The sequence below is a fragment of the Elusimicrobiota bacterium genome (assembly GCA_026388075.1).
Classification (GTDB): Bacteria; Elusimicrobiota; Endomicrobiia; order Endomicrobiales; family JAPLKN01; genus JAPLKN01.
Genome location: JAPLKN010000148.1, coordinates 1 through 20,610, shown reverse-complemented (window position 1 = coordinate 20,610; position 20,610 = coordinate 1). Strand labels below are relative to the sequence as shown.

At 37.9% G+C, this 20,610-nt stretch carries 21 protein-coding genes; all 21 read right to left on the bottom strand.

What is annotated here, in order from left to right; translation table 11 throughout:
* The coding region (locus NT145_08370; protein ID MCX5782690.1) for an SDR family NAD(P)-dependent oxidoreductase at window positions 1–784 on the bottom strand (784 nt) is incomplete at its 3' end.
* A gap of 167 nt (window positions 785–951) precedes the next feature.
* A complete protein-coding gene (locus NT145_08365; GenBank protein ID MCX5782689.1) occupies window positions 952–1,920 on the bottom strand; it encodes a glycosyltransferase family 2 protein in 969 nt (322 codons plus the stop codon).
* Window positions 1,921–1,925: 5 nt separating this feature from the next.
* The gene (locus NT145_08360) at window positions 1,926–2,360 is read right to left on the bottom strand and encodes a dTDP-4-dehydrorhamnose 3,5-epimerase family protein (GenBank protein MCX5782688.1); all 435 of its coding nucleotides are present in this window, start codon (window positions 2,358–2,360) and stop codon (window positions 1,926–1,928) included.
* Window positions 2,357–3,463, bottom strand: coding sequence for a CDP-glucose 4,6-dehydratase (rfbG, locus tag NT145_08355; protein MCX5782687.1), 1,107 nt, complete (start codon window positions 3,461–3,463; stop codon window positions 2,357–2,359). The genes NT145_08360 and rfbG overlap by 4 nt, the downstream gene beginning before the upstream one ends.
* On the bottom strand, window positions 3,456–3,890 hold the full coding sequence (locus NT145_08350) for a four helix bundle protein (GenBank protein ID MCX5782686.1): 435 nt from the start codon (window positions 3,888–3,890) through the stop codon (window positions 3,456–3,458). The genes rfbG and NT145_08350 overlap by 8 nt, the downstream gene beginning before the upstream one ends.
* Before the next feature lie 180 nt (window positions 3,891–4,070).
* A complete protein-coding gene (gene rfbF / locus NT145_08345) occupies window positions 4,071–4,835 on the bottom strand; it encodes a glucose-1-phosphate cytidylyltransferase (GenBank protein MCX5782685.1) in 765 nt (254 codons plus the stop codon).
* A 36-nt stretch (window positions 4,836–4,871) separates the two neighbouring features.
* Complete coding sequence (locus tag NT145_08340; protein MCX5782684.1) at window positions 4,872–5,990, bottom strand: DegT/DnrJ/EryC1/StrS family aminotransferase; 1,119 nt, start codon at window positions 5,988–5,990, stop codon at window positions 4,872–4,874.
* The gene (locus tag NT145_08335) at window positions 5,987–7,381 is read right to left on the bottom strand and encodes a radical SAM protein (protein MCX5782683.1); all 1,395 of its coding nucleotides are present in this window, start codon (window positions 7,379–7,381) and stop codon (window positions 5,987–5,989) included. The genes NT145_08340 and NT145_08335 overlap by 4 nt, the downstream gene beginning before the upstream one ends.
* A 94-nt stretch (window positions 7,382–7,475) precedes the next feature.
* Entirely contained in the window at window positions 7,476–8,162 is a 687-nt protein-coding gene (locus NT145_08330; GenBank protein ID MCX5782682.1) for an acylneuraminate cytidylyltransferase family protein, read from the bottom strand.
* 13 nt (window positions 8,163–8,175) lie between these two features.
* Window positions 8,176–8,370, bottom strand: a complete 195-nt coding sequence (locus NT145_08325) for a hypothetical protein (protein MCX5782681.1) — start codon at window positions 8,368–8,370, stop codon at window positions 8,176–8,178.
* Window positions 8,367–9,008, bottom strand: a complete 642-nt coding sequence (locus tag NT145_08320; GenBank protein MCX5782680.1) for an HAD-IA family hydrolase — start codon at window positions 9,006–9,008, stop codon at window positions 8,367–8,369. Before NT145_08320 ends, NT145_08325 begins: the two co-directional genes overlap by 4 nt.
* Window positions 9,001–9,678: a cyclase family protein gene (locus NT145_08315; GenBank protein ID MCX5782679.1), complete on the bottom strand. Its 678-nt coding sequence runs from the start codon at window positions 9,676–9,678 to the stop codon at window positions 9,001–9,003. The genes NT145_08320 and NT145_08315 overlap by 8 nt, the downstream gene beginning before the upstream one ends.
* Window positions 9,679–9,690: 12 nt before the next feature.
* Window positions 9,691–10,572, bottom strand: coding sequence for an NAD(P)-dependent oxidoreductase (locus tag NT145_08310; GenBank protein ID MCX5782678.1), 882 nt, complete (start codon window positions 10,570–10,572; stop codon window positions 9,691–9,693).
* Entirely contained in the window at window positions 10,569–11,492 is a 924-nt protein-coding gene (locus NT145_08305; GenBank protein ID MCX5782677.1) for a phosphoglycerate dehydrogenase, read from the bottom strand. Before NT145_08305 ends, NT145_08310 begins: the two co-directional genes overlap by 4 nt.
* Window positions 11,493–11,528: 36 nt before the next feature.
* Window positions 11,529–12,110, bottom strand: a complete 582-nt coding sequence (locus tag NT145_08300; protein MCX5782676.1) for an aldolase/citrate lyase family protein — start codon at window positions 12,108–12,110, stop codon at window positions 11,529–11,531.
* 24 nt (window positions 12,111–12,134) lie between these two features.
* On the bottom strand, window positions 12,135–13,841 hold the full coding sequence (locus tag NT145_08295) for a hypothetical protein (GenBank protein ID MCX5782675.1): 1,707 nt from the start codon (window positions 13,839–13,841) through the stop codon (window positions 12,135–12,137).
* A gap of 1 nt (window position 13,842) precedes the next feature.
* Entirely contained in the window at window positions 13,843–14,826 is a 984-nt protein-coding gene (locus tag NT145_08290) for a methyltransferase domain-containing protein (GenBank protein ID MCX5782674.1), read from the bottom strand.
* A 39-nt stretch (window positions 14,827–14,865) separates the two neighbouring features.
* A complete protein-coding gene (locus NT145_08285; protein ID MCX5782673.1) occupies window positions 14,866–15,900 on the bottom strand; it encodes a class I SAM-dependent methyltransferase in 1,035 nt (344 codons plus the stop codon).
* Between the two features lie 16 nt (window positions 15,901–15,916).
* On the bottom strand, window positions 15,917–17,110 hold the full coding sequence (locus NT145_08280) for a hypothetical protein (protein ID MCX5782672.1): 1,194 nt from the start codon (window positions 17,108–17,110) through the stop codon (window positions 15,917–15,919).
* A gap of 12 nt (window positions 17,111–17,122) precedes the next feature.
* Window positions 17,123–18,679 carry an oligosaccharide flippase family protein gene (locus NT145_08275; GenBank protein MCX5782671.1) on the bottom strand — a complete coding sequence of 519 codons (1,557 nt, stop codon included), beginning with the start codon at window positions 18,677–18,679 and terminating at the stop codon, window positions 17,123–17,125.
* Window positions 18,680–19,106: 427 nt separating this feature from the next.
* Window positions 19,107–20,495, bottom strand: coding sequence for a radical SAM protein (locus NT145_08270; protein MCX5782670.1), 1,389 nt, complete (start codon window positions 20,493–20,495; stop codon window positions 19,107–19,109).
* Between the last annotated feature and the right edge of the window lie 115 nt (window positions 20,496–20,610).

The following is a 20,610-nucleotide window of genomic DNA, read 5'->3' as shown; positions in this document are numbered from 1 at the left end:
GATCGAAGACACACGTCTCTAAATCCCCTACCGATATCTCATTTTGAGTGGCAATATTTATTTCTTCGCCTATTGTTTTGTCCGATTTTGCTATTTCAATAAAACCCCTTACAGTATCTTTAACAAAAACCATATCTCTCGTCGGTTGAAGTGAGCCCAATCTTATCTCCTTTTTTCCTGAAAGCAACTGAGTTATGATTGTCGGTATTACTGCCCGGGCAGACTGGCGAGGACCATATGTGTTAAAAGGCCTCACTATGGTTACCGGCAATTCAAAACTGCGATAGAATGATTCTGCGATCCTATCTGCTCCGATTTTTGATGCCGAATAAGGCGATTGTCCCTGAAATGGATGTTTCTCATCTATCGGCACATATTTTGCTGTTCCATAAACCTCCGATGTTGAAGTTACCAAAATCCTCTCACATTCATGCTGTCTAGATGCCTGCAAAATATTGAGTGTCCCCTTAATATTTGTATCAATATAAGAATCCGGAGAATGATAACTGAAAGGAATCCCAATCAGAGCAGCAAGATGAAAAACAACTTCCATCCCTTTTAAGGCCTCTTTAACTCCATTGGGGTCCCTAACGTCTCCGGCAAATATTTCAATTTTTTCAAGTTTTTCCTTAGGTAATGTGTCCAGCCAGCCCCAGCTATTAAAGGAATTATAAAACACAAATGCTTTAACTTTGCATCCTTCAAGCAATAATTCTTCTACTAAATGGCTCCCTATAAATCCGTCAGATCCGGTAACAATTACCTTTTTACCTTTTAAACTCATAATTTCTTCTCCGTGTTATTACATTTTCGTATGATAACTCTTTCGTTATATATATTAATTCAACACAGTAATTATTAAGGTTATATCTTCCCTTAACCTTAGAAGCTCACAAGTTTTCTGAACAATAAAATCATCTAACCCATGCACTAATATTGTTTTCTTATTATCTACTTGTTGTTTTGTTTAATAACATCTTGTTGGCTGCGGCTACCTTTCAAGCAGCATCGCAACATCCACAGTAGATCGGTAATCGGTCTCGGCATATTAAGTAAAAAATAATAAAATAATGCTTTCAAATTACTGAACCGATAATAACTTATTTTCTGCTTAGCAGCAGAATAATCCCCGGTCATAATATAATACCATGTATACATTAAAGCGTTGCTAGTTTGAAGATGTTTGAGTGCATCAGCATATTCCGTTTTTATAGAAGGATTTATCATTACAAGTTTCTCCATAACATATTCCATCTCCTTTATATTGTCCACCATTTTATTCAGTGTGCTCATTTTAGAATGTACTCTGTAGCTACTGAGTGGTTCACTCATGTATTCTGCTTTATGATTCATAAGTATTCTCATAAATAAGTCGTATTCTTCAGCAAACCCCAATCTCTCATCGAAGTATTCCGGCAATTCATAAACAGCTTTTTTTCTTATCATTACCGTTAGCAGCGCTACCGGATAAACTGATAAAAATGCCCCAAAGACGTCTCCCGACGGTTGAGGATGCGTAGTCCAGACTCTTTTTTTATTATCAACTTGATCATTAATGATATAATTTGAGTAAATAAAATCTATTTCCGGCTTTGAATTCATTATTTCAATCTGTTTTTCAAGTTTTGTCGGTAACCAAACATCATCACAGTCAAGAAATGTTATATATTCTCCTTTAACATGTTTTAAAGCAAGATTTCTTGCTGCCCCAAGAGTTACTTTGATTTCTTCTTTGAAGTATTTAATTTTGGGATCGTAACTTTTTGCGATATTTGCACTTTCATCGGTTGATGCATTATCTAAAAAAACAATTTCCCAATCCTTAAATGTCTGAGCATAAACAGAATCTATAGCTTCCCTTAAATATGGCGCCGAATTATAGCAATTCATTATTACACTGACTTTAGGATTTTGTTCCATAATCATTACCACGAAAAAGGAATATTTTTATCTGCAATATCAGCTTTAATAGTTTCGGATGGATCGTGTGGAATGTCCGAACAATTTGCTATTAAAGCAGGCGTCTTAGAAATACCTTTAAAACCATACCATACCATTGGAGGTATTCTAACCAGACAATAATTATCTTCACCGGTATTTATTTTTTGAACCACACCTCTTGTCTTTGAATTCGCTCGATCATCAAATATAACAAGAACTATTTCTCCCACCGGAACGGCAAAATGTTGAGTCATAATTTTATGTTTTTTCCATGCCTTAACCACACCAGTGTTCACCTGTGAAAAATATATCTCTCCAAACTTACTAAAAGAAGGGGAATCCGCCCTAAGCATATGCATAACTTTCCCCCTATCATCAACTATCTGCTTTAATGGTTCTATTATAACACCCTCTATCATTTTATTTTCCTTGACCAGTGCGAGCCTCGTTTCAACGCCAAGCTTGCATATTCTGCAATCTGCGCCATAGAGTAGGAATACATATCGCCATTCTGCAAATAATACCTTTTGTACCAATGGGCTGTTTTTTCTATGGTTTCTTTAAATGATAAAGTAGGTTTCCAGCCAATAAGCTTGAAAGATTTTTCACAAGAGAGTTTAAGCAAATGCGTTTCTTTGCCAAATCTTTTTTTATTGTCTATACGCCACCTTCCGTTTCCCCAGTGTTTAGCCAAAGCTTCAACCACTTCTTTAACCGATTGGTCAACATTCTTGGCTGGCCCAAAATTGAAAGATTCTCCGTGCAATTTAGCTGAGGAGTATAACTGAGCACCGAGCCATAGATACCCGCTTAGCGGCTCCAGTACATGCTGCCAAGGCCTGGTAGATTTAGGATTTCTTATTACAACAACCCTATTATTCGAAAATGCTCTTATACAATCAGGTACAATCCTATCTGCAGCCCAGTCACCACCCCCAATAACATTCCCAGCCCGTGTCGTTGAGATTCTAGTAGAATTTTTGTTATTAAAGAAACTTTTGATATAAGAATTTGCAACAATTTCAGCACAGGCTTTTGAAGCACTATAAGGGTCGTCTCCGCCTAAAATATCTGTTTCTGTATAACCTTTTTTCCATTCCTGATTTTTATAGCATTTATCACTTGTAATTATAACCGCAGATTTAACAAAGGGATTTTTTCTGAGGCATTCAAAAATATTTACTGTTCCGCCTGCATTAGTGTCAAAAGTAAGCTTTGGGTCTTCAAATGATTTTTTGACTATAGGCTGGGCCGCAAGGTGAAAAACTATCTCAGGTTTACATTTTTTAAACACCGTTTCAAGCTTCTTTAGATCTCTTACGTCTCCTGTTATGTGTTCAATATGTTTATCTAGTTTGCAAACACTGAAATTGCATGGTACCGAAGGCAAATAAAGAGAATATCCGGTTACTTTTGCCCCGAGCGATAGCAACCACATGGTAAGCCAAGAACCTTTAAAACCGGTATGGCCGGTCACTAATACCCGTTTGCCCTTATATATCCCGTTAAAACAATTATTCATTCGTGCTCCTTTTTAGCTGAGGCTGCGAAGCTATGAAGTTGCGAGATTGTGAAGATAAGAAACAAAATGATTTCGCTTTCATTTCCATATTGTTTAGCATAGCCAATATATGTTCATAATCTTCAAAAAGTTTCTCATATTTGCTTTTGGGAATATATTTACAGGAAAAGCAAAATTCAAGCCATGTTTGCGTTTCTGAAGCCTCTTGCATGGCATCTGTAAGTTTATTTCTAAATGCTAAAATGTAGCGCCTTTTCCGCCAAGCTTCTGCAAGATTGGAACAAACTGACCTTGATGACCTTACGATCTGATCAACCAGGGAATATTTTTCATCTTTCGGAAATAATTTTGTCGTTTCGAATATTTCCATAGCTGAATTAAAAGCTAATTTGTATACATCAAGATCTCTCACGCTTTTTATCTGCATTTTATCATGCCTTTTGGTATTTTCTAATTCTCAAGTCTTTTCGCATTTACGCAACTTCTCAAGTTCTCATCTTCTTTCCTGCCATTTCGCATCTTCCTACCTTCTCACCCTCGTATCCTCACACCCTCAGGTTGTTACGCACCCTCTCATCTTCGCATCCTCGCAGCTTCTCATTTGCCTCTACTTAATCCACGGTGCTTTTCCGGAGATCCACATATTCTCAAGATTATGCTTATCTCGGACAGTATCCATGCACTGCCAAAAACCTTCATGCTGGTAGGCCATCAGCTGGCCATCTTTGACAAGTTTTTCCATCGGCTCACCTTCAAGAACATCTGTATCACTGTGCAGGTAATCAAATATTTTTGGTTCAAAAACGAAAAATCCTCCATTAATCCACCCTTCGACTGTCTGAGGTTTTTCTTTGAAATCTTTAACTTTTTCTTTTTCTAAGATTATTCCGCCAAAACGGGCCACAGGCCTAACAGCTGTAACAGTTGCAACTTTACCGTGTGCCTTATGAAACGCCACGAGTTTTTTTATATCTATGTTCGCAACACCGTCGCCGTATGTTAGCATAAATGACTGCCCCTTCAGAAAATCCCTGAGTCGGAAAAGACGCCCCCCGGTCATTGTTTCAAGACCGGTATCAATTAAATGGACTTTCCAATCGCTGCAGTTTTCATTTAAAACTTCAGTCTTACCTATTTTCAAATCAATCGTAAGGTTGTTTTGATGGTAGTAATAATTCAGAAAATATTCTTTTACAATTTCACCTAAATATCCTAATGCCAAAATAAATTCTTTATAGCCATAGCTCGCATAAGTATTCATTATATGCAGCATAATTGGCTTGTTACCGATCTCAACCATAGGTTTTGGCTTAATAATTGTTTCTTCGCTTAACCGCGTACCCAATCCGCCTGCCAGAATAACTGTTTTCATAGTATTTCACTCTCCTATAAAATTTTGACAATATAATTATTTTAAAGCTTTTTTTATTATCTCTACAATTAGACTCTGATCACTTTCTGTTATTTCTGGATGGAGCGGCAAAGATAGTAATTCGCCATAGACTTTTTCAGTTACAGGCAATTCCCCTCTTTTTGCACCAAAATAACTAAGTAAATGGCTTGGGCAGTAATGGATGCCGCATTCTACACCTTCAGCAATTAATTTTTCTCTCACATTATCCCTTCTGCCGTTTAAAATTCTAACGGGAAAAATATGCGGCACGGTATCAGTATAATTATCTTTGAAAAGAACTATATTTCCCATGCCCTCCAGCAAGCTATTATATCTCCGCGCAATTTTCTGTCTCGCAGGTTTAAATTCATTTTCCAATCGTTCCAGCTGAGCCAAGCCGATAGCGGCAAAAAGGTTACTCATATGATACCGATAACCTTGGTGATGCACGTCAAACTCCCAGCTCCTTTGCCCGGAATATCTTTTTTCGGTATCTTTGTGAACCCCTAAAAGCCTGGCATCCATCGCAAATTTAGCAACTTCTTCATCTGCCGTCACTATCGCCCCGCCTTCTCCGCAGGTAATATTCTTTATTCCGTCAAAACTGAAGCATACTACATCCCCGAATGAACCTACTTTTTTGCCCTTATACGTCCCACCGAAAGCATGAGCGGCATCTTCTACAATTCTAAGATTATTTTTTTCTGCAAAAGCATATATTTCATCAAGATTTCCTACCCGGCTTGCATAATGCACTGGCATAATCACTTTTGTTTTTTTTGTTATTTTCTTTTTTGCATCTTTAAGATCAATAGCACATGTTTCAGGCAATATTTCGCAAGCTATTGGTTTAAGCCCTGCCGCAGTAATAGCCTGAAAACTGGCAACAAAAGTTAACGATTGTACCAAGACCTCATCACCTGGTTTTAATCCCAATGCCATAAGTGCAAGGTGCAATGCCGCTGTCCCAGAGTTAACACAAACTACATTCTTAGCACCTAAATACCCTTTAATTTTTTCTTCAAAATCTTTTACAAAACTTCCCATACCCAAATAACTGTTGTCAATTACTTTCGCAAGAGCTTCCTTTTCTTTTTGGCCTACAATAGATTTTGAAAGTTTAATTATTTTCATACCCCAACAATACCTTTTTTTATCATATTTAAAAACTTCATAGGGTTTTTTATTATTTTTATTAACATGCCAAAAATACTTGCAGGGCTATGGATTATACCCATTATCCTTAAGTATAACAGCCCGCGCTCTAATATTTTATTGAGTTGCTTCGCGTCCCAATCCGGAGTGCGAATTAGATAACTTCTAATGAAAAGGTCATCCAAAGTAAAAGGCCGGGCAAAATAATTATTCTCTTTACATTCCAAAAACAGCTGGCTTCCCGGATATGGTGTCGCAACAGAAACATGCGGATAATAACATCCGCAACTTGCTGCAAATAGAAATGACTGCCACATATCCTTCAATGTTTCTCCCGGCATTCCGATAACTAAAAACATGCTGTATTCTAGCCCGATTTTCTTGCAATACTTTATGAGCTCTCTAACTCTATTCAACTTTATCGGCTTTTTGATGATACTGTCTAAAACTCCCTGCACCCCGCTTTCTACCGGAAAATTCAATTTTATACATCCGGATTCCTTCATCAAATCAAGCATTTCTTCATCCATTGACCAGATCCCCACGCCATTCGGAGTGTCCCATATAAAATCAAGTTTTTCTTTTATCATTGCCCTAAAAAGCTCTTTTGCCCTTCTGGGGTTGGCAGTTACATTATCATCTTCAAACATAATTTCTTCAATTTTGTATTTATCCTTCAACAATTTCATTTCCCTAATAACATTTTCTACGGATCTGAACCTGTACTTTATACCCCAGACTTTCAGAGCAGTGCAAAAAGTGCACTTTGCAGGGCATCCCCTTGAGGTAATAACCGGACAAAACCTCTTTTTATGACGCATACCATGAGATGCGGGAAGCCCGAAATATTCATCCAACTCCATAATATCGTATGCTGGAAATGGAACAGAATCAAGATCTGTAATCCAGTTCAGCTTTTCATTTATTTTTATCACTCCGTTCTTTTTATAGCCAATACCGTCTATTCCGGATACGTCTTTATCCTGACTAAGCAGAGAAATTAATTCCTTAAAAGAATTTTCCCCCTCCCCAATAATGATAAAGTCACAATTTTCATCTTTCAATACCTCATTCGGGCATACTGTTACATGCGCGCCACCGGCAATCGTAACACAACCGGGTTTTGTTTTCTTTATTAAGGAAAACATTTGATGATATATCTTATACTGCCTGCTGAATTGGCAGTTTACTCCGACAATATCCGGGTTAAAGTCTTCTATATATTTCTTAATCTGGACATCAGAAAGCCCCACGCGAATAAGCAATTCATCAACATCTTCTTCCTGTTCCCAGCCTTTAAGCAGGCAATCTAATATCTTAACTTCCATGCCCATCTCCCGCACGACGGATGCAAGATATCCCAAACCCATCGGGGGCAAGGGATTTATATCACGGAAGGATTTAAAGGTAAAAGCGGGTGTTGAGAGTAAAAGTATTTTTTTAATGTTCATTGATATACAAACGTTATTTATTTTTGCTATTTAAATAATTGTAAAGTGCTTGACACAAGATAAAATCATTTTCTTCATCAATATCAAGGGATTCCAATTTTGGGATTTCAATAAAAATTGGATTCCTCCCCACTCTGTTCTTATATTTCATGAAATTTTCTATTGAGTTAATATAGAAACTGGAGTTATCTTCGTAGAGGGGAGGCATATCCTGGGAAGGAACCATGATATTAGGATTATGATTGACCGGTTTTTTGTTCTGATCGTAAAACCTTGTTTGAAACCTGTTGACCCCCATGACTGAATCAAAACCTTCGGATAGGCCTTCAAAGTAAGTTTCAATTGCCGAGTCAATCGTCGCGGGCTTGATAAAAGGGCTCGTCACATGCGTTTGCATGAAATGCCCTGTTTTTATGAATTTGAGATCGTATTCAATGATCGGTGTCATAGGAACCTTATCCCCTAATAACTGCGGCGGCCTATCAATAATCACGATTTTTGGAAAATCCTTATGCAGTAGATCCTTAATCTTTTCACTGTCTGTATTGACAAGAATTTCATAAACACTTTGCGCCGATTCTAGGCTTCGCAGTATATGATAAAACAATGGCACATTGCCCAGAATCCTGGTATTTTTTGAAGGGACTCTCTCGCTATGGCCTTTCATCGGAACTAATACACTTACCGCGTTACTCTTCATGGCTAATCCTTTACTATTTGGGATAGGACATTACAAAATCCTTGTAAGCAGCTCTTATTTCATTCTCTTTCAAATCATCATGTTTAGACTGTTTTCCGACATCTTGGGAAAGAATCATGGTATAGTCTCTCCCTATCCGTTTCTTGTCCCGTCCCAGATAATAGATGAGAAAATCAACAATCAACTTTGACAGTTTCATTTTGTTCATAATTTTTTTATTTCTTTTTCAAAATGGACCAGATCATTTAATTTAACACAATCAATGCGGTTAAAGATGGTGTCTTTTTGGGATACGAGAGCGGCGAAATGAACTCTAGATTCTTTAGCCGCTTCATAATCGCTGCGCGCATCGCCCACATAAAGTGAGTCTTCAGGAACTATACGTTCCTCCTGAAGGGTTATGCGGACTGCATCTTTCTTCGTTGTAGGAGAGCCGTAAACCCTTTTAAAATATCTCAATATATCCTTTTTTCGCAGGATTTCTTCCATTTCTTGTTGAGGCGTCGCCGACACGATAAAGCAAAGATACTGGTGCGCATATTTCCTCAAGAACTCATCGGCGCCTTTCACATAGGGAGCGTTCACTACTTCATCTATAACAAGTTTTGAGAATCTTTTGCAAAGTGATTGAAATTCCGCATCAGGCAAATGCCGGTGAAGAAAATGCTTATAAAAATATCTGAATTTATCAAATCTGGATACTCCCGTATTTTTGCTGTGATAATCCACTATCTTGCGCACAACATCGCTTTCTTCAGTTTCAAAAAGGCGGGCAAATGCCCTGGTTTTAATATCAACTGATTCTGCGATAACGCCGTCGAAATCAAAAAAGAGCACTTTAATCATTATAAATACCGATTACATTGCAAGGAGCGCTGTCAATGCCATGAATACGCCATGGAGAAACAAGGATCTCTTTCATTTTACCTGCATTAGTCGGTAAAAACATATCTTCTATGACAAGAATTGATTTACCGTTATATTCACGCAACAGCACCCTATGGGTCTCACGCCCTAGTTCCCGGTGCGCCCAGGAAGCTATTGATATACAATCCGTGGCAATTGCACGCAAAGACGGATAAGTTTTACGCAGCCATGCGGCTGCATCCGGAGACAAACACGGATTTTTGAAACAATAAAGAGAACGGTTTGAAATCCTGTAACGCTGGAAACCTGTTTTGAGGATAAGAATATCGAACCGACTTCGTTTGATCGCATTTTTAAGGTCATTGACCTCAATAATTTCACCTTGTTCTTTGAGGCATACCGCGATAACAGGGCTCTTGAAATGAAGAGCGCTCAGTGAAAGTTCACTCAGGGATTTACCAGAATCCCAAAAATGTTTTGGAGCATCAATGTGGGTGCCCGAGTGGTTTAATAATGTTATAACTGATGTATTACATGAGTCGCCTTTTTTGATGGATTTTTGAGGCATTATACGCAGAGATTCCGTGCCTCCGTACATAGGAGTTTTTTCTGTTAAGGGATACGATAGCAATTGATAACGAAGTCCCATGATGTATGGTTACTATTCCTTCCTATCGATTTTCCTGGATATTTCATCCATGCACTCTACTAATCCTACGCCAAGTTCAATATAATGATTATTGAAGATTTTCTTCCCGATTTCTGGCTTATTGTAATTGTAGGGAGATAATTTAAAATGAGTCTCGCTACTTTTTTTTGTATATACTATTTTAATCTTGTTCCCCATGATCTCTTTAATCATTTCAAGGATATCTCTATAACGAATGGCATTAGGTCCCGTAAGCATGACATTCTTGTTAGCGTATTCTGCGTCGAGCATTTTAACACTCAGTTCAGCAGCATCACGTACATGAATATATTCCCTGACTTCATCGCCGGTGCCGTGATAAGTTATGCGTCCCTTTGTCAGGGCTTCTTTTAATATTCTGTACAGAGTGTTTCTATCATCGGACCGGTCCCCGTAAAGTGAACCATAACGAAGGATCGTGTACGGCAACCGATATTTCTCGTGGTAACTACGAATGAAAAGTTCGCAGGATTGCTTGCTGCTTTTATAGAAAGATCCGTAATTGCTGTAAACGTACGAAGAACTTGCAAAAAGAAATCTTTTGATTTTCGCCCGACGCGCAGCTTCCAGTACTACGGAATTCCCCAGAACGTTATATTTAACGACATCCAGTGGCCTTCTGACACATTCATCTATATCGGCTATCCCGGCGAAATTATAGACAATATCGCATAATTTAACAGTCTTATTGACGAGTTTTTCGTCAAGGATGTCGCCGACAACCATCTTTTGACCTTTGCGCAAGAATTCAGATTGCCTGATATCAAAAACAATGACAGAGTGGCCACTTTCGCTTAATGCGTCGCATACATGACTTCCGAGGAAGCCTGATCCTCCAAAAACTATTGTTTTCATAGTAAGTCCTCCAAACCTTTCAAAAGATTCTGAGTTGCTTGAAGCTCCATTCGTATCCTGGATTCCTTCGCATATGACCCCATGTGCGCGGTCAAAAGCACGTTTTCAAGTGTTGTAAGCGGGCCCTGGTACGGTTCTTTTTCAAACGTATCAAGCGCCGCCCCGGCCAGTTTACCCGATATTAATCCGTCAAAAAGAGCTTTTTCATCAACTATCTCTCCCCGGGCAACGTTTATAATATAGCTGCTGTTTTTCATGGCAGAGATAAAACCGCTGTTAACCATCCTTCTTGTTGCGTCGGTCAAAGGAACATGAAGAGAAATAATATCTGCGGTCTTTATCAATTCTTCAAGTTGAACCATTTTTATTTTGCCGTGGTTCTTGATCTGGGGGTCATGGCCGATAACCGTGCATCCGAATGATTGCAGATAATCGGCTAATTTTGCGCCTATTCTCCCGCAACCGATAATGCCGATAGTTTTTCCGGACAATAAAGTCCCCATAAGTTTTTTCCACTTGCCGGACCTTATTTTTCTATCGGCTTCGCTTACCTTGCGTAAAACATTCAAAATGAGGCCGACAGTCAGTTCCGCTACAGATTCAGTTAGAGCGTCAGGCGTATTAAATACAGCAATTTTCTTTTCCTTTGCCGCCTGGAGGTCAACATTGCTGATTCCCACACCACAGCGTGAAATAATTTTTAATGCCTTAGACTGAGAAAGCACCGATTTAGTGATTGGTTCCACGCCTGCAATGATCCCCACAGGGTCGTATTCCTTGAGAAGTTTACTTATTTCTTCTTCCGTCAGTGTTCTGCCAAAAGGGTTCAAAACCGCATTTACACCTCTTTTCTTAATAAGATCAAGGGGTGTTTTATCTTCTTCAGCGAACGATGATGTGGTAATAAGTATGTTAGCCATATAAATTCTTTCTTCTGAAAGGTATTTATCCTTTTCTCAAATCTCCCAAAAGGACTCTACAGGTCTGACCAAGCAACAGCATGTCCAGGCTGAAAGCGATAAATCGATAGTAATAAAACCATCAACTACATCAACGGTGAGAATACCTTCCAAGTTTTCTACTGCCTTAATATGTTCTATTTGCACGATAACGATGCTTTCATTTTCATTCCATTTTTTGTAGTTCTCAAAACTCGCGCCATACTTCTGAGCTCTTGCAAGCCCGACACCCCTGAATCCTTTTGGGGGATACTTCACGGATTTCACGGCTTTTTCTGCGTCTTCAACCGTATTCACCATCGGGACTATAACTCCATGCGCACCTGCGTCCATAACACGCTTAATGAGATTTGAGTCATTGCTTCCTACCCGTACCAGAGGAGCCACACCGGAAAGCTCGATTACCTGGATAAGGTTCTGCGCCTCAGAGAGCGTTATTGCACTATGCTCCATATCCACAGTTAGCCAGTCAAATCCTGCCTGCGCCATTATTTCAGCCACGGAAGGGTGCCCGATAGTTATCCATGAGCCTATGGTAAGTTCACGGTCTTTAAGCCTCTGCTTCAAACTTTTGTTCATATCTGCCTCCATTATTAAACACTTCTAAAAATAACTTGAAAAATATCTTTCCTTTGAGTAAGCATTATAGTATAAATTCAGATATTTTTTCATCTTATCTATATCATACCATGGATTGAATACTTTACTTTCAATGCTTTGCTTTAGTACTTTTAAATCTTCAATGTTTATGGCAGTGTTCCATTCATCAAAATAAAACATTCTCCCGCACTCATATATCGGCTCGCCGAAATCCAGCATATACGTTCTTACTCCGTTTATCATGCCTTCAATGCCGATAGAATTATCGTCATATATTATGCAATCGGAATTATCATAAATTGTAGTCCATGGTATTTTTTGGGCTAAAATAAAATTATCAGGTATTTTAATGTTCAAAGTTTTCATTATATCATCCTCATCATAATCCGGGTGCATTTTCAGATAGATGCAGATATTGCTGTTTTTAAATATCTCCAGCAGCACATTTATAATTCTTTCATATTTTGACGTATCGTATGAAAATGCATATGCTATTTTCCCAAACAATTCTTTATGAGGCTCCTTTACGTTAAAAACGCCGTCAACAACATATTTTGAGTGTCTCAGAGCAGCTCCTTCAACTATTTCACACGGATAATACGCCTTTTCTTTAAGCAAGAGTTGATATATCTTCCCAACAGTGAGCAGTTTATCCGGGAATAAATGCAGATTTTTTTCAATCTCAGCCGGAAAATGCTGCAAGAGCTTGTATGACAGCCCCGTATGTTGAAACCCAATGATACGAGTATGCGAAGCGCGGAATTCATCATTTTTAACAAATGGATATACCTTTTCCCAGGTCTGATTCTCATACGGCATATATATACGTTCCGGTTTAAGCCCGAAAACTTTTCTTGCGATCTCACGTTCCACAAATACATCTATTCCGTGCAAACCAGAAAACTCCATGTCAATCATCTTCTGAAGCATTGAAGTGATATCATTATCTCTGTAATAGTACTTGTTTCTCAGTTTTATTTTACTGGATTCATACAACTGGATGACTTCTGAAAGCAAATTGACAGTTAAGAATTTTTCAATCAAGCAGCTGTCGAAATCATGTTGATCTCTACAGAGTTTTTCAAATGACGCAAGGCCTTTGGGGTTAAGCAGTTTATAAATGACAAGTACATTCTCGTGTTTTGCCAGATCAACGGCAAAAGGGCCAAAATATTCTTCTCTCAGTTTGCCGTTCTGATCCGTGCAGCGAAAATCAAAATATGTCCTTATGATTGAAGTATATTCTTTTTTACATGAGGGCATTTTTTCTGATGCCCGAATCAACTCCCGTGTTGATTTTAAAAATTCGCCCTTATTTTTTTTGAATTTCCGCTTGAGATATATGTTCGGAAAAAAATGTTTCAAAACGCCTTTCAGTATATCACGGAAATTCCTGGGTGGGCGCTCTTTTTTCTTTACCCTGCCTTTAAATTCTCTTTTCAATTCATCATACAAAAATACATCTTCGCCCGTCAGCAGTACACGAAAAAGGTTGTCCTTCAAAAGCATTTCGCGAATTTGTATATATTTTTCTATTTTCTCAAAAAAGTGAGTCTGGGCTTCCATGCGGTTTATTACAGGTGAAGCTATATAAGCAAAGTTATTGATATTTTCAACTAATATTGAAGCAAGCATTTTATTATATTCGCCGAGAAACATGTCCAGCGGAGGTTTTATATAGGAAATTTCATTACTGCGCTTGAAATCCATTTTATTCCTTTATCTTCAGAATACCAACTGGCAGATATTTTGCCTCTTTCAAATTACCATATGGAAGCGCACTTTCAACGCTTAATTTATAATATGGGGACATTCTCTTCTTTAATATTTTACTATTTTTGATATTTTCAAGTACTTTTTTATAATCAAATGCGATCTTTTCATTGGGTATATTAAACCAGGATGATAAAGTCTGCTTTGAAAAATTCCATGCTTTGGGCGGATTAAAATACCAATCTTGATTATCCGAAGCGCTGGTTGAAATAAACATCGGCGCATGCGGCTTTAAAACTCTTTTGAATTCACTAATGCTTCCCGGCATATCTTCATAGGTATTATGCTCAAAGGCTGAAACAGAAACCAAAGCGTCAGCAGCATTGTTCTCTAAGGGAATATTGTTGAAAGTTCCCCTCAAAAATGTAATTTTTCCAAAACTGGAATGATCCCTTTGTTTTTCCAATGCATAATAAACATTAAAGTGTGTATGAACATACTGCATGAACTGATACATTATAGAATGAACATTTCTAAGAAAAAGGCCCGGATAAAATAACTTCCTCAACTTGCTGAAATAATATCCTGCGCTTTTTTTAGGTTTGTTTGGTTGCGACTGTCCATGGGTCATGAATGACATATACTCATGCTGGTAATCACCCAGGGCAGTATCAACACTCTCAATATTGAATATCCCTTTAGCAAATCGCGGTATTTGTCTTTTAGTGAAATCTAGACTTATAACATTGTAGCCTCTGGAAGCCAGGATAAACTGTGTCATTCCTATCCCTGCGCCGGCATCTATTATCGTTGAACCTTTGGGAAGATTCAGCCTTTCTATGTTGTTCAGCACCCAGATAATATCCAAGTCATAATGCCATCCATTCGGCCAATTGAATACTTTTAACCAGTGGTCTATTTCTTTTAATTTAGATTTGTTCTCTAAAAGCGCAGTATCCAGAATTTCTATCTTGTCTTGCATGGTACCCAAACTCCTTTTTGGACTTCTATATTTGTTAAATCAGAATACTTTATTTAAAATATACTTGAATTTTCTTTTTATTCTCCTATGCAAGGGAAGCTTCATGGTCCGTTTATTCTCGGCTGCTTTTAGGCATTGGATCGTATATTCATAATTATGCGAAATATCAACGTTCGCCTTATGTGACGGATCATACAGGAAGAGGCTTCTTACAAATTCACTGCCGTCAATAAACTGGAAACCCAAAGGTTCAATTACCGACCGCAGCGAGGTAAGATTGAAATTATACATATGTGCCATAACTGAATATATCGGGTAGCTGTAATTATATTCACTTTTATTCACTAAATCACAGACACCCGGAACTTCAATATATACATAAGCTCCTTTGTTCAATAATCCCTTTATTTTTTCAAATTCTGCTTTGATGTTATAAAAATGTTCAACGACATGACTTAAGATTACAAGATCTGCCCTCTTGCCGATCAAGGATTCTATTCCGCCCTGGAACACCTCTATATTCTTTTTCCTTGCTATTGATAGGGCATTTTCCGAATAATCACAGCCAATAACATTGCTTTGAATACCATTACGTGCAAATTGCTTTTTAATTTCGCTAAGTTTTACTCCGCTTCCACAACCCACTTCAATTATAGATAATATTTTATTTTTAAAAGATTCAGACAGATATTTATGCATAAAATCATATATTTTAATCGCCATCCCGCTGTCGCCGGTTGATAGTTCGTCATTGTTTTCCCCAAGGACCAATCCCCAATAGATTTCTTCATAGAAGCCGGGCAAATCCTTTTCAGTCAAACGCGGTGATAGCTGTATAAGACCGCATGCCCTGCAAATTAATGTGCCGAATGGCAGGGAAAATCTGTCGTGGATGCTCAATACCTCTAAATCCGCAGAACCGCAATTACATTTATTGAGATGTTCAAGATTATAGGTCCCATTAAAAATATTCTGCAGAAGCTTAAAATAATACTTCTTTTTATCTTCGGGAATCTGCATTCCGTTCAATGAAGCGAACAGACCCGTGTTTGGAAATCTATTTATGGTAAGCATTAAATTTGTCTCCTAATTATGCTTCTGTTTTCAATTTATCGGCAACTATTTCCCAGGCATATTTTTGCTCGGTACCTTCCGTTTTTATGAATGTTTTAATATACTTGTCATACTGCAGCTTATTAACTGTCAATTCTTTCTCCCAATCAATACAATATGGTTTATCAATATTTATTGGTTTTTTCCCAAACCAGGAAGCCATATTATATACCATTGCCGTTAAATTATTCCGCACCATCTCTTCCGTAATAATGAAAATCATCGGTTTATAATACATGATTGCAAAATTAAAAGACGCGCTATCATGGGTAATAACGAATTTAGCGTCCCTTACCATTTCAATAGTCTGACCTACTCGTAATGTCCTTTTATTAAAGTAGTCAGGATGATCATTATAATGAGACCTCGGATGCGCAGCAATATCAACTTTTGTACTTTGTTCTTTTTCCACATAATCAAAAAATTTGCAGAGGCTTGGATAATATTTTTCAGCTGTTATCAATTGAGGCAAACCGCAGATATCGTTATCTTCATGGAATGGAGCATATAAATCAAGAAATACTGCATTGTTTTCATAGTTTACAGATATTTTCTTCTGTTTTTCAAGATATAAATCATAATCAAAAACATGAAGAAATACTACTTTTGTTGTTTTATCACACGGGAATAGATTAGTCTTTAAATTATCTGCTACTGCCGCAAACCAAAATGCGATAGGTTTTATGCTTAAGCATTTGTACGGGATAGAAGTAAATATCTTATTTTTGATAAAGATGATTTTACTTATTAATTGCTGGGGTCTCTTTAAAACATTAAGAATTCGATTAAAAAGACTTTTCTTAGCTGGAGAATTTCCTTCTCCGTAATAGGGAGGAACCGAAACCAAAACCATTGACGAATACCGGGCTTTGCTCCTGCTTATTCCTTTATATAACCAAAAAAACCTTGGATAAACGAACCATGTTATTATCATATCATCAGAAGTTAATTCCTTAAGAGCCGTATTAACTTCTGCCTTATTCTTAAATATCCGTAGTCCGTGGAATTCAACCGGGTCAGGTGGAATCAAATTCATTTTTGGATAAAATACCGGAGATAAATCCCAAACCTCCACTTTAAACCCATTCTGCTGAAGTATTTCAATACCAAATCTTTTATAATCTCTTTTATTAAACGGCGATTCTAATAATAATATTACTTTCTTAATCATAATCTTTCTTATCTATTCATGTGGCTTCAATTCAGATACTTTTTTTCGAATGAAGTTCACTGCATAATTAATATCTTCGTTTTTCAAACCAAATAAAACAGGGTATTTATACGCAATAAGCAAAACAATTGAAGTGTATATAGAGCCGGAAATTATAAAATTAACTATGACATTCCCATTAAGTTTTAAAATACTATCAACAAGAATAGAAACGGAGAAAGAAGCCACTAGAAGGCTCCCAAAAGAAACCGCCTGGTGAGCCAGATATTTCCAAAATGATATGCCAAGGAATTTTGATATATAAAAAAGAAATACATTTACCACTACAAACACAATTAAAACCATTTTTACGGCTAACCCATTTGCCCCGGCATTTAATCCGAAATACTTCGTCGGAGCCAAAAAGAAAAAAGTTAACAGCAATCCGGCAATAGATGAAAAGATCCCTATGTTTCTGTAAAGTTTTGTTTTACCTGCGGCAAGCAGTACAGACGTACTTAGCTGTCCGTAAACTTGGAAGATTGGATATATCGCCATGATTTTCACCGCAAGATTCGCGGTTTTATACGCGTTACCGCCCAATATATAAACTATTTTCTCTGACTGAATAATCACAAAACAAGAAAAAAAAGCGGCAAGAGAATAAAACACGGGGACAAACCTGCGGAACAATAAAGCCATTTTCTTAATGTCATTATTAGCATGCGCTATTGCGTACTCTCTGGATAGTAAAGGCGTCATTGCTCCGGTGAAAAGAAAACAAAGAGCTCCAATATTGTATGAAAAACTGTAAAAGCCCTGTTGAATACTTCCTCCAAAAATCTGCAAAAGCCATCGGTCAAAGAATACGGCTACCGTACCGATACTTGCTTCAACGAAAATCGGAAAACTGTAGTGATAAAATTCAAAGAAATAAGTCTTGATCTGCGAAAGAGTCAATTTCCATTGCTTTTTAATTAAGCCTTTATTTGTATTAATGACCCAGATAAACATACCCGTCAGAACGATTTGATTAAAGTATTGATAGTAAAAATAGTTCCGCAAAGTAAGAATCTGATAAAGAAAAAGCACGATAAGTAATCCCGCGCCCAGAGCTTTTTGAAGCATTCGAGCGCGTTCAGAATATATCGTAAGCCCGAAGGCATCGGTCATCTGGTCAAAACCCTGGCCAAACCATGTAAGAATGATAAGGATTGCCGACATGTAAATGAAAATAAGTTTTTGATCAGGAAAAACCAGCGTGTACAAACCGGTACCATGCAAAACCATTATAAAAAGAAAAATAAGACAGGATGCGATCGTAAGGAAATGAAAATAAAACGCAATAAGGCCCTGCTCATTCTGCCGCTGAGATATTTTGTTATAAAATCCTACCGAAACACCCATATCCAAGAAACCCTTTATCTGGAGGAAGACGCTTGATAAAAAATTGAAATCTCCATAATTTTTCGGCCCGAGTCCCCTGGGTGTTATACCCGCAGTAACAATATTTATTCCAAGCCCGAAAATATTAGAAACGAGTTTATAGAAATAGCGTTTTTTTAGCGAATGGGTATTTGAAGTTTCCATATTAATTAACTTGACAATTCCCCGTAGCTTGCTACGGGGTAACCTATAACTTCTCCCTTTGAAAAAGGGAGATTGTCAGCCCAAGGCTGACCCGCCGTGGGCGGGAGAGGGATTTGTTAGTAATAAATCTTCCTCGTTCGTGGTTCGACTATGCTCACCACCCTGAGTGAAATCGAAGGGCAGGCTCGGTCCAAAGACTTTCCCCTCACCCCTCTTTGCAAGAGACTGTGTCATAACCGCTAAAATTAGCCCCTTTTGTCATGCTGAATTTATTTCAGCATCCTGTATTCCGACGATGACGAGATCCCGAAACAAGTTCGGGATGACAGCAAACGGGAATATGACACAGTCTCCAAAAGAGGAGAACATCTGATACCGCGTCCGCCGCGGCGGGCTGCGGGGAGGTTTATTTGTAATTGACTTCTAATTATGTCTGCCTGAAACCCCTAAAAGAATAATCTAACTCCAGATAGATTTTTTCTGCATTTTTGAGAGAGCTTTTTAATTGAACGGAAAAGTATTTTTCAAGCAGCTTTTTATTTGCTTCGTATAAAAGTCTATGGAATTCATTATCGCTTAACTTTGTAAAATTAATTGCAAGTAAGTCTGAATTTAAATGCTTGTGTTCATAAAAGTCTTCGCAATCTTTAAGCAACCCTTTCTTAATCGCATAATAATAAAGCGGGCTGCCGGGGTATGGCGTTACAGGCCTTATTGTTCTCAGCTGAGCGCTGTCATCGTATTTTAAAAGGAACTCCACGCCCTTTTCTAAAGTTTTTTCATTTTCGCCGATATTGCCGAAAATAATGTTAAAACCCGGGCTTATACCCATACTTAATGTAGCTTCAATACCTTTAATAATTTGTTCAACCGTCAACGCTTTATTCATGTTTTTCAAAATTTCGTCATCCATTGCTTCAATCCCATAATTTATAAAAGCACAACCCGCATCCTTCATCAGTTTTAATATATCCGGCCTGGCATAGTTCAAACGGCCGTTACATGCCCATTTAAATTTTAGTTTTGATTTAATAATACTTTCGCATAATTCAACAGTTCTTTTTGCTGAACTCATTAACAGTTCATCCTGAAAATCTATATATGAAGCCCCGTAATCCCTCATCAATATTCCGATTTCTTCAAGAATGCTTTCCGAAGACCTGGGCCTAAAACCTTCGTCCATTCTATAGCAGAAATTGCACTTGAACGTACACCCCCTTCCGGATAGCATTAGCATCGTGCGTTCACTGTTTTTACTATTCGGTTCTTTTAATAACGAATAATGGTCCATCGGGAATAAGTCCCACGCAGGAAATGGTATTTCATCTATATTTTGTATCAATGGCCGCCTGGGAGTCTGTATAAACTTCCCATCCCTCATAAAGGCAATACCCCAGACATTTGCTAATTCAGTCTTTAGTTCCAAAGCCTTTAACAATTCAATAATAGTGTTTTCGCCTTCACCGATAACAACTGCATCGGCTTGAGTCTTTTTCAAAAAATATTCCGGTTCGGGCGAAGGGCCGTGCCCTCCTAATATATAAAAGGGCCGGTTATTTGATTCATTAATTGCGCTAGATATTTCCAATAACTTTCTATACTGATAGTACCCTCCTATAACCCCGACACCGACTACATCAAAATGTTCCGTATTTAACAAATTTGTTAAATGAGATTCCGGGTAATGATAAACATCCTGATTATAGATCTTGACTTCATGGCCTGCTTTCCTACAAACTGCAGCAATATAGGCAATCCCTAAAGGAAACACAGATATATATGAATCGTTATCGTACACCACCAACAAAATTTTCATTTCAGCCTCTCGATGAATCTCCCCCGCAGCAAGCTACGGGAAATTGTCAAGTTAAATATATTACAAAGTCCACCCGTCATCAACAATTATGTTCTGTCCGTTAACACATTTCGAT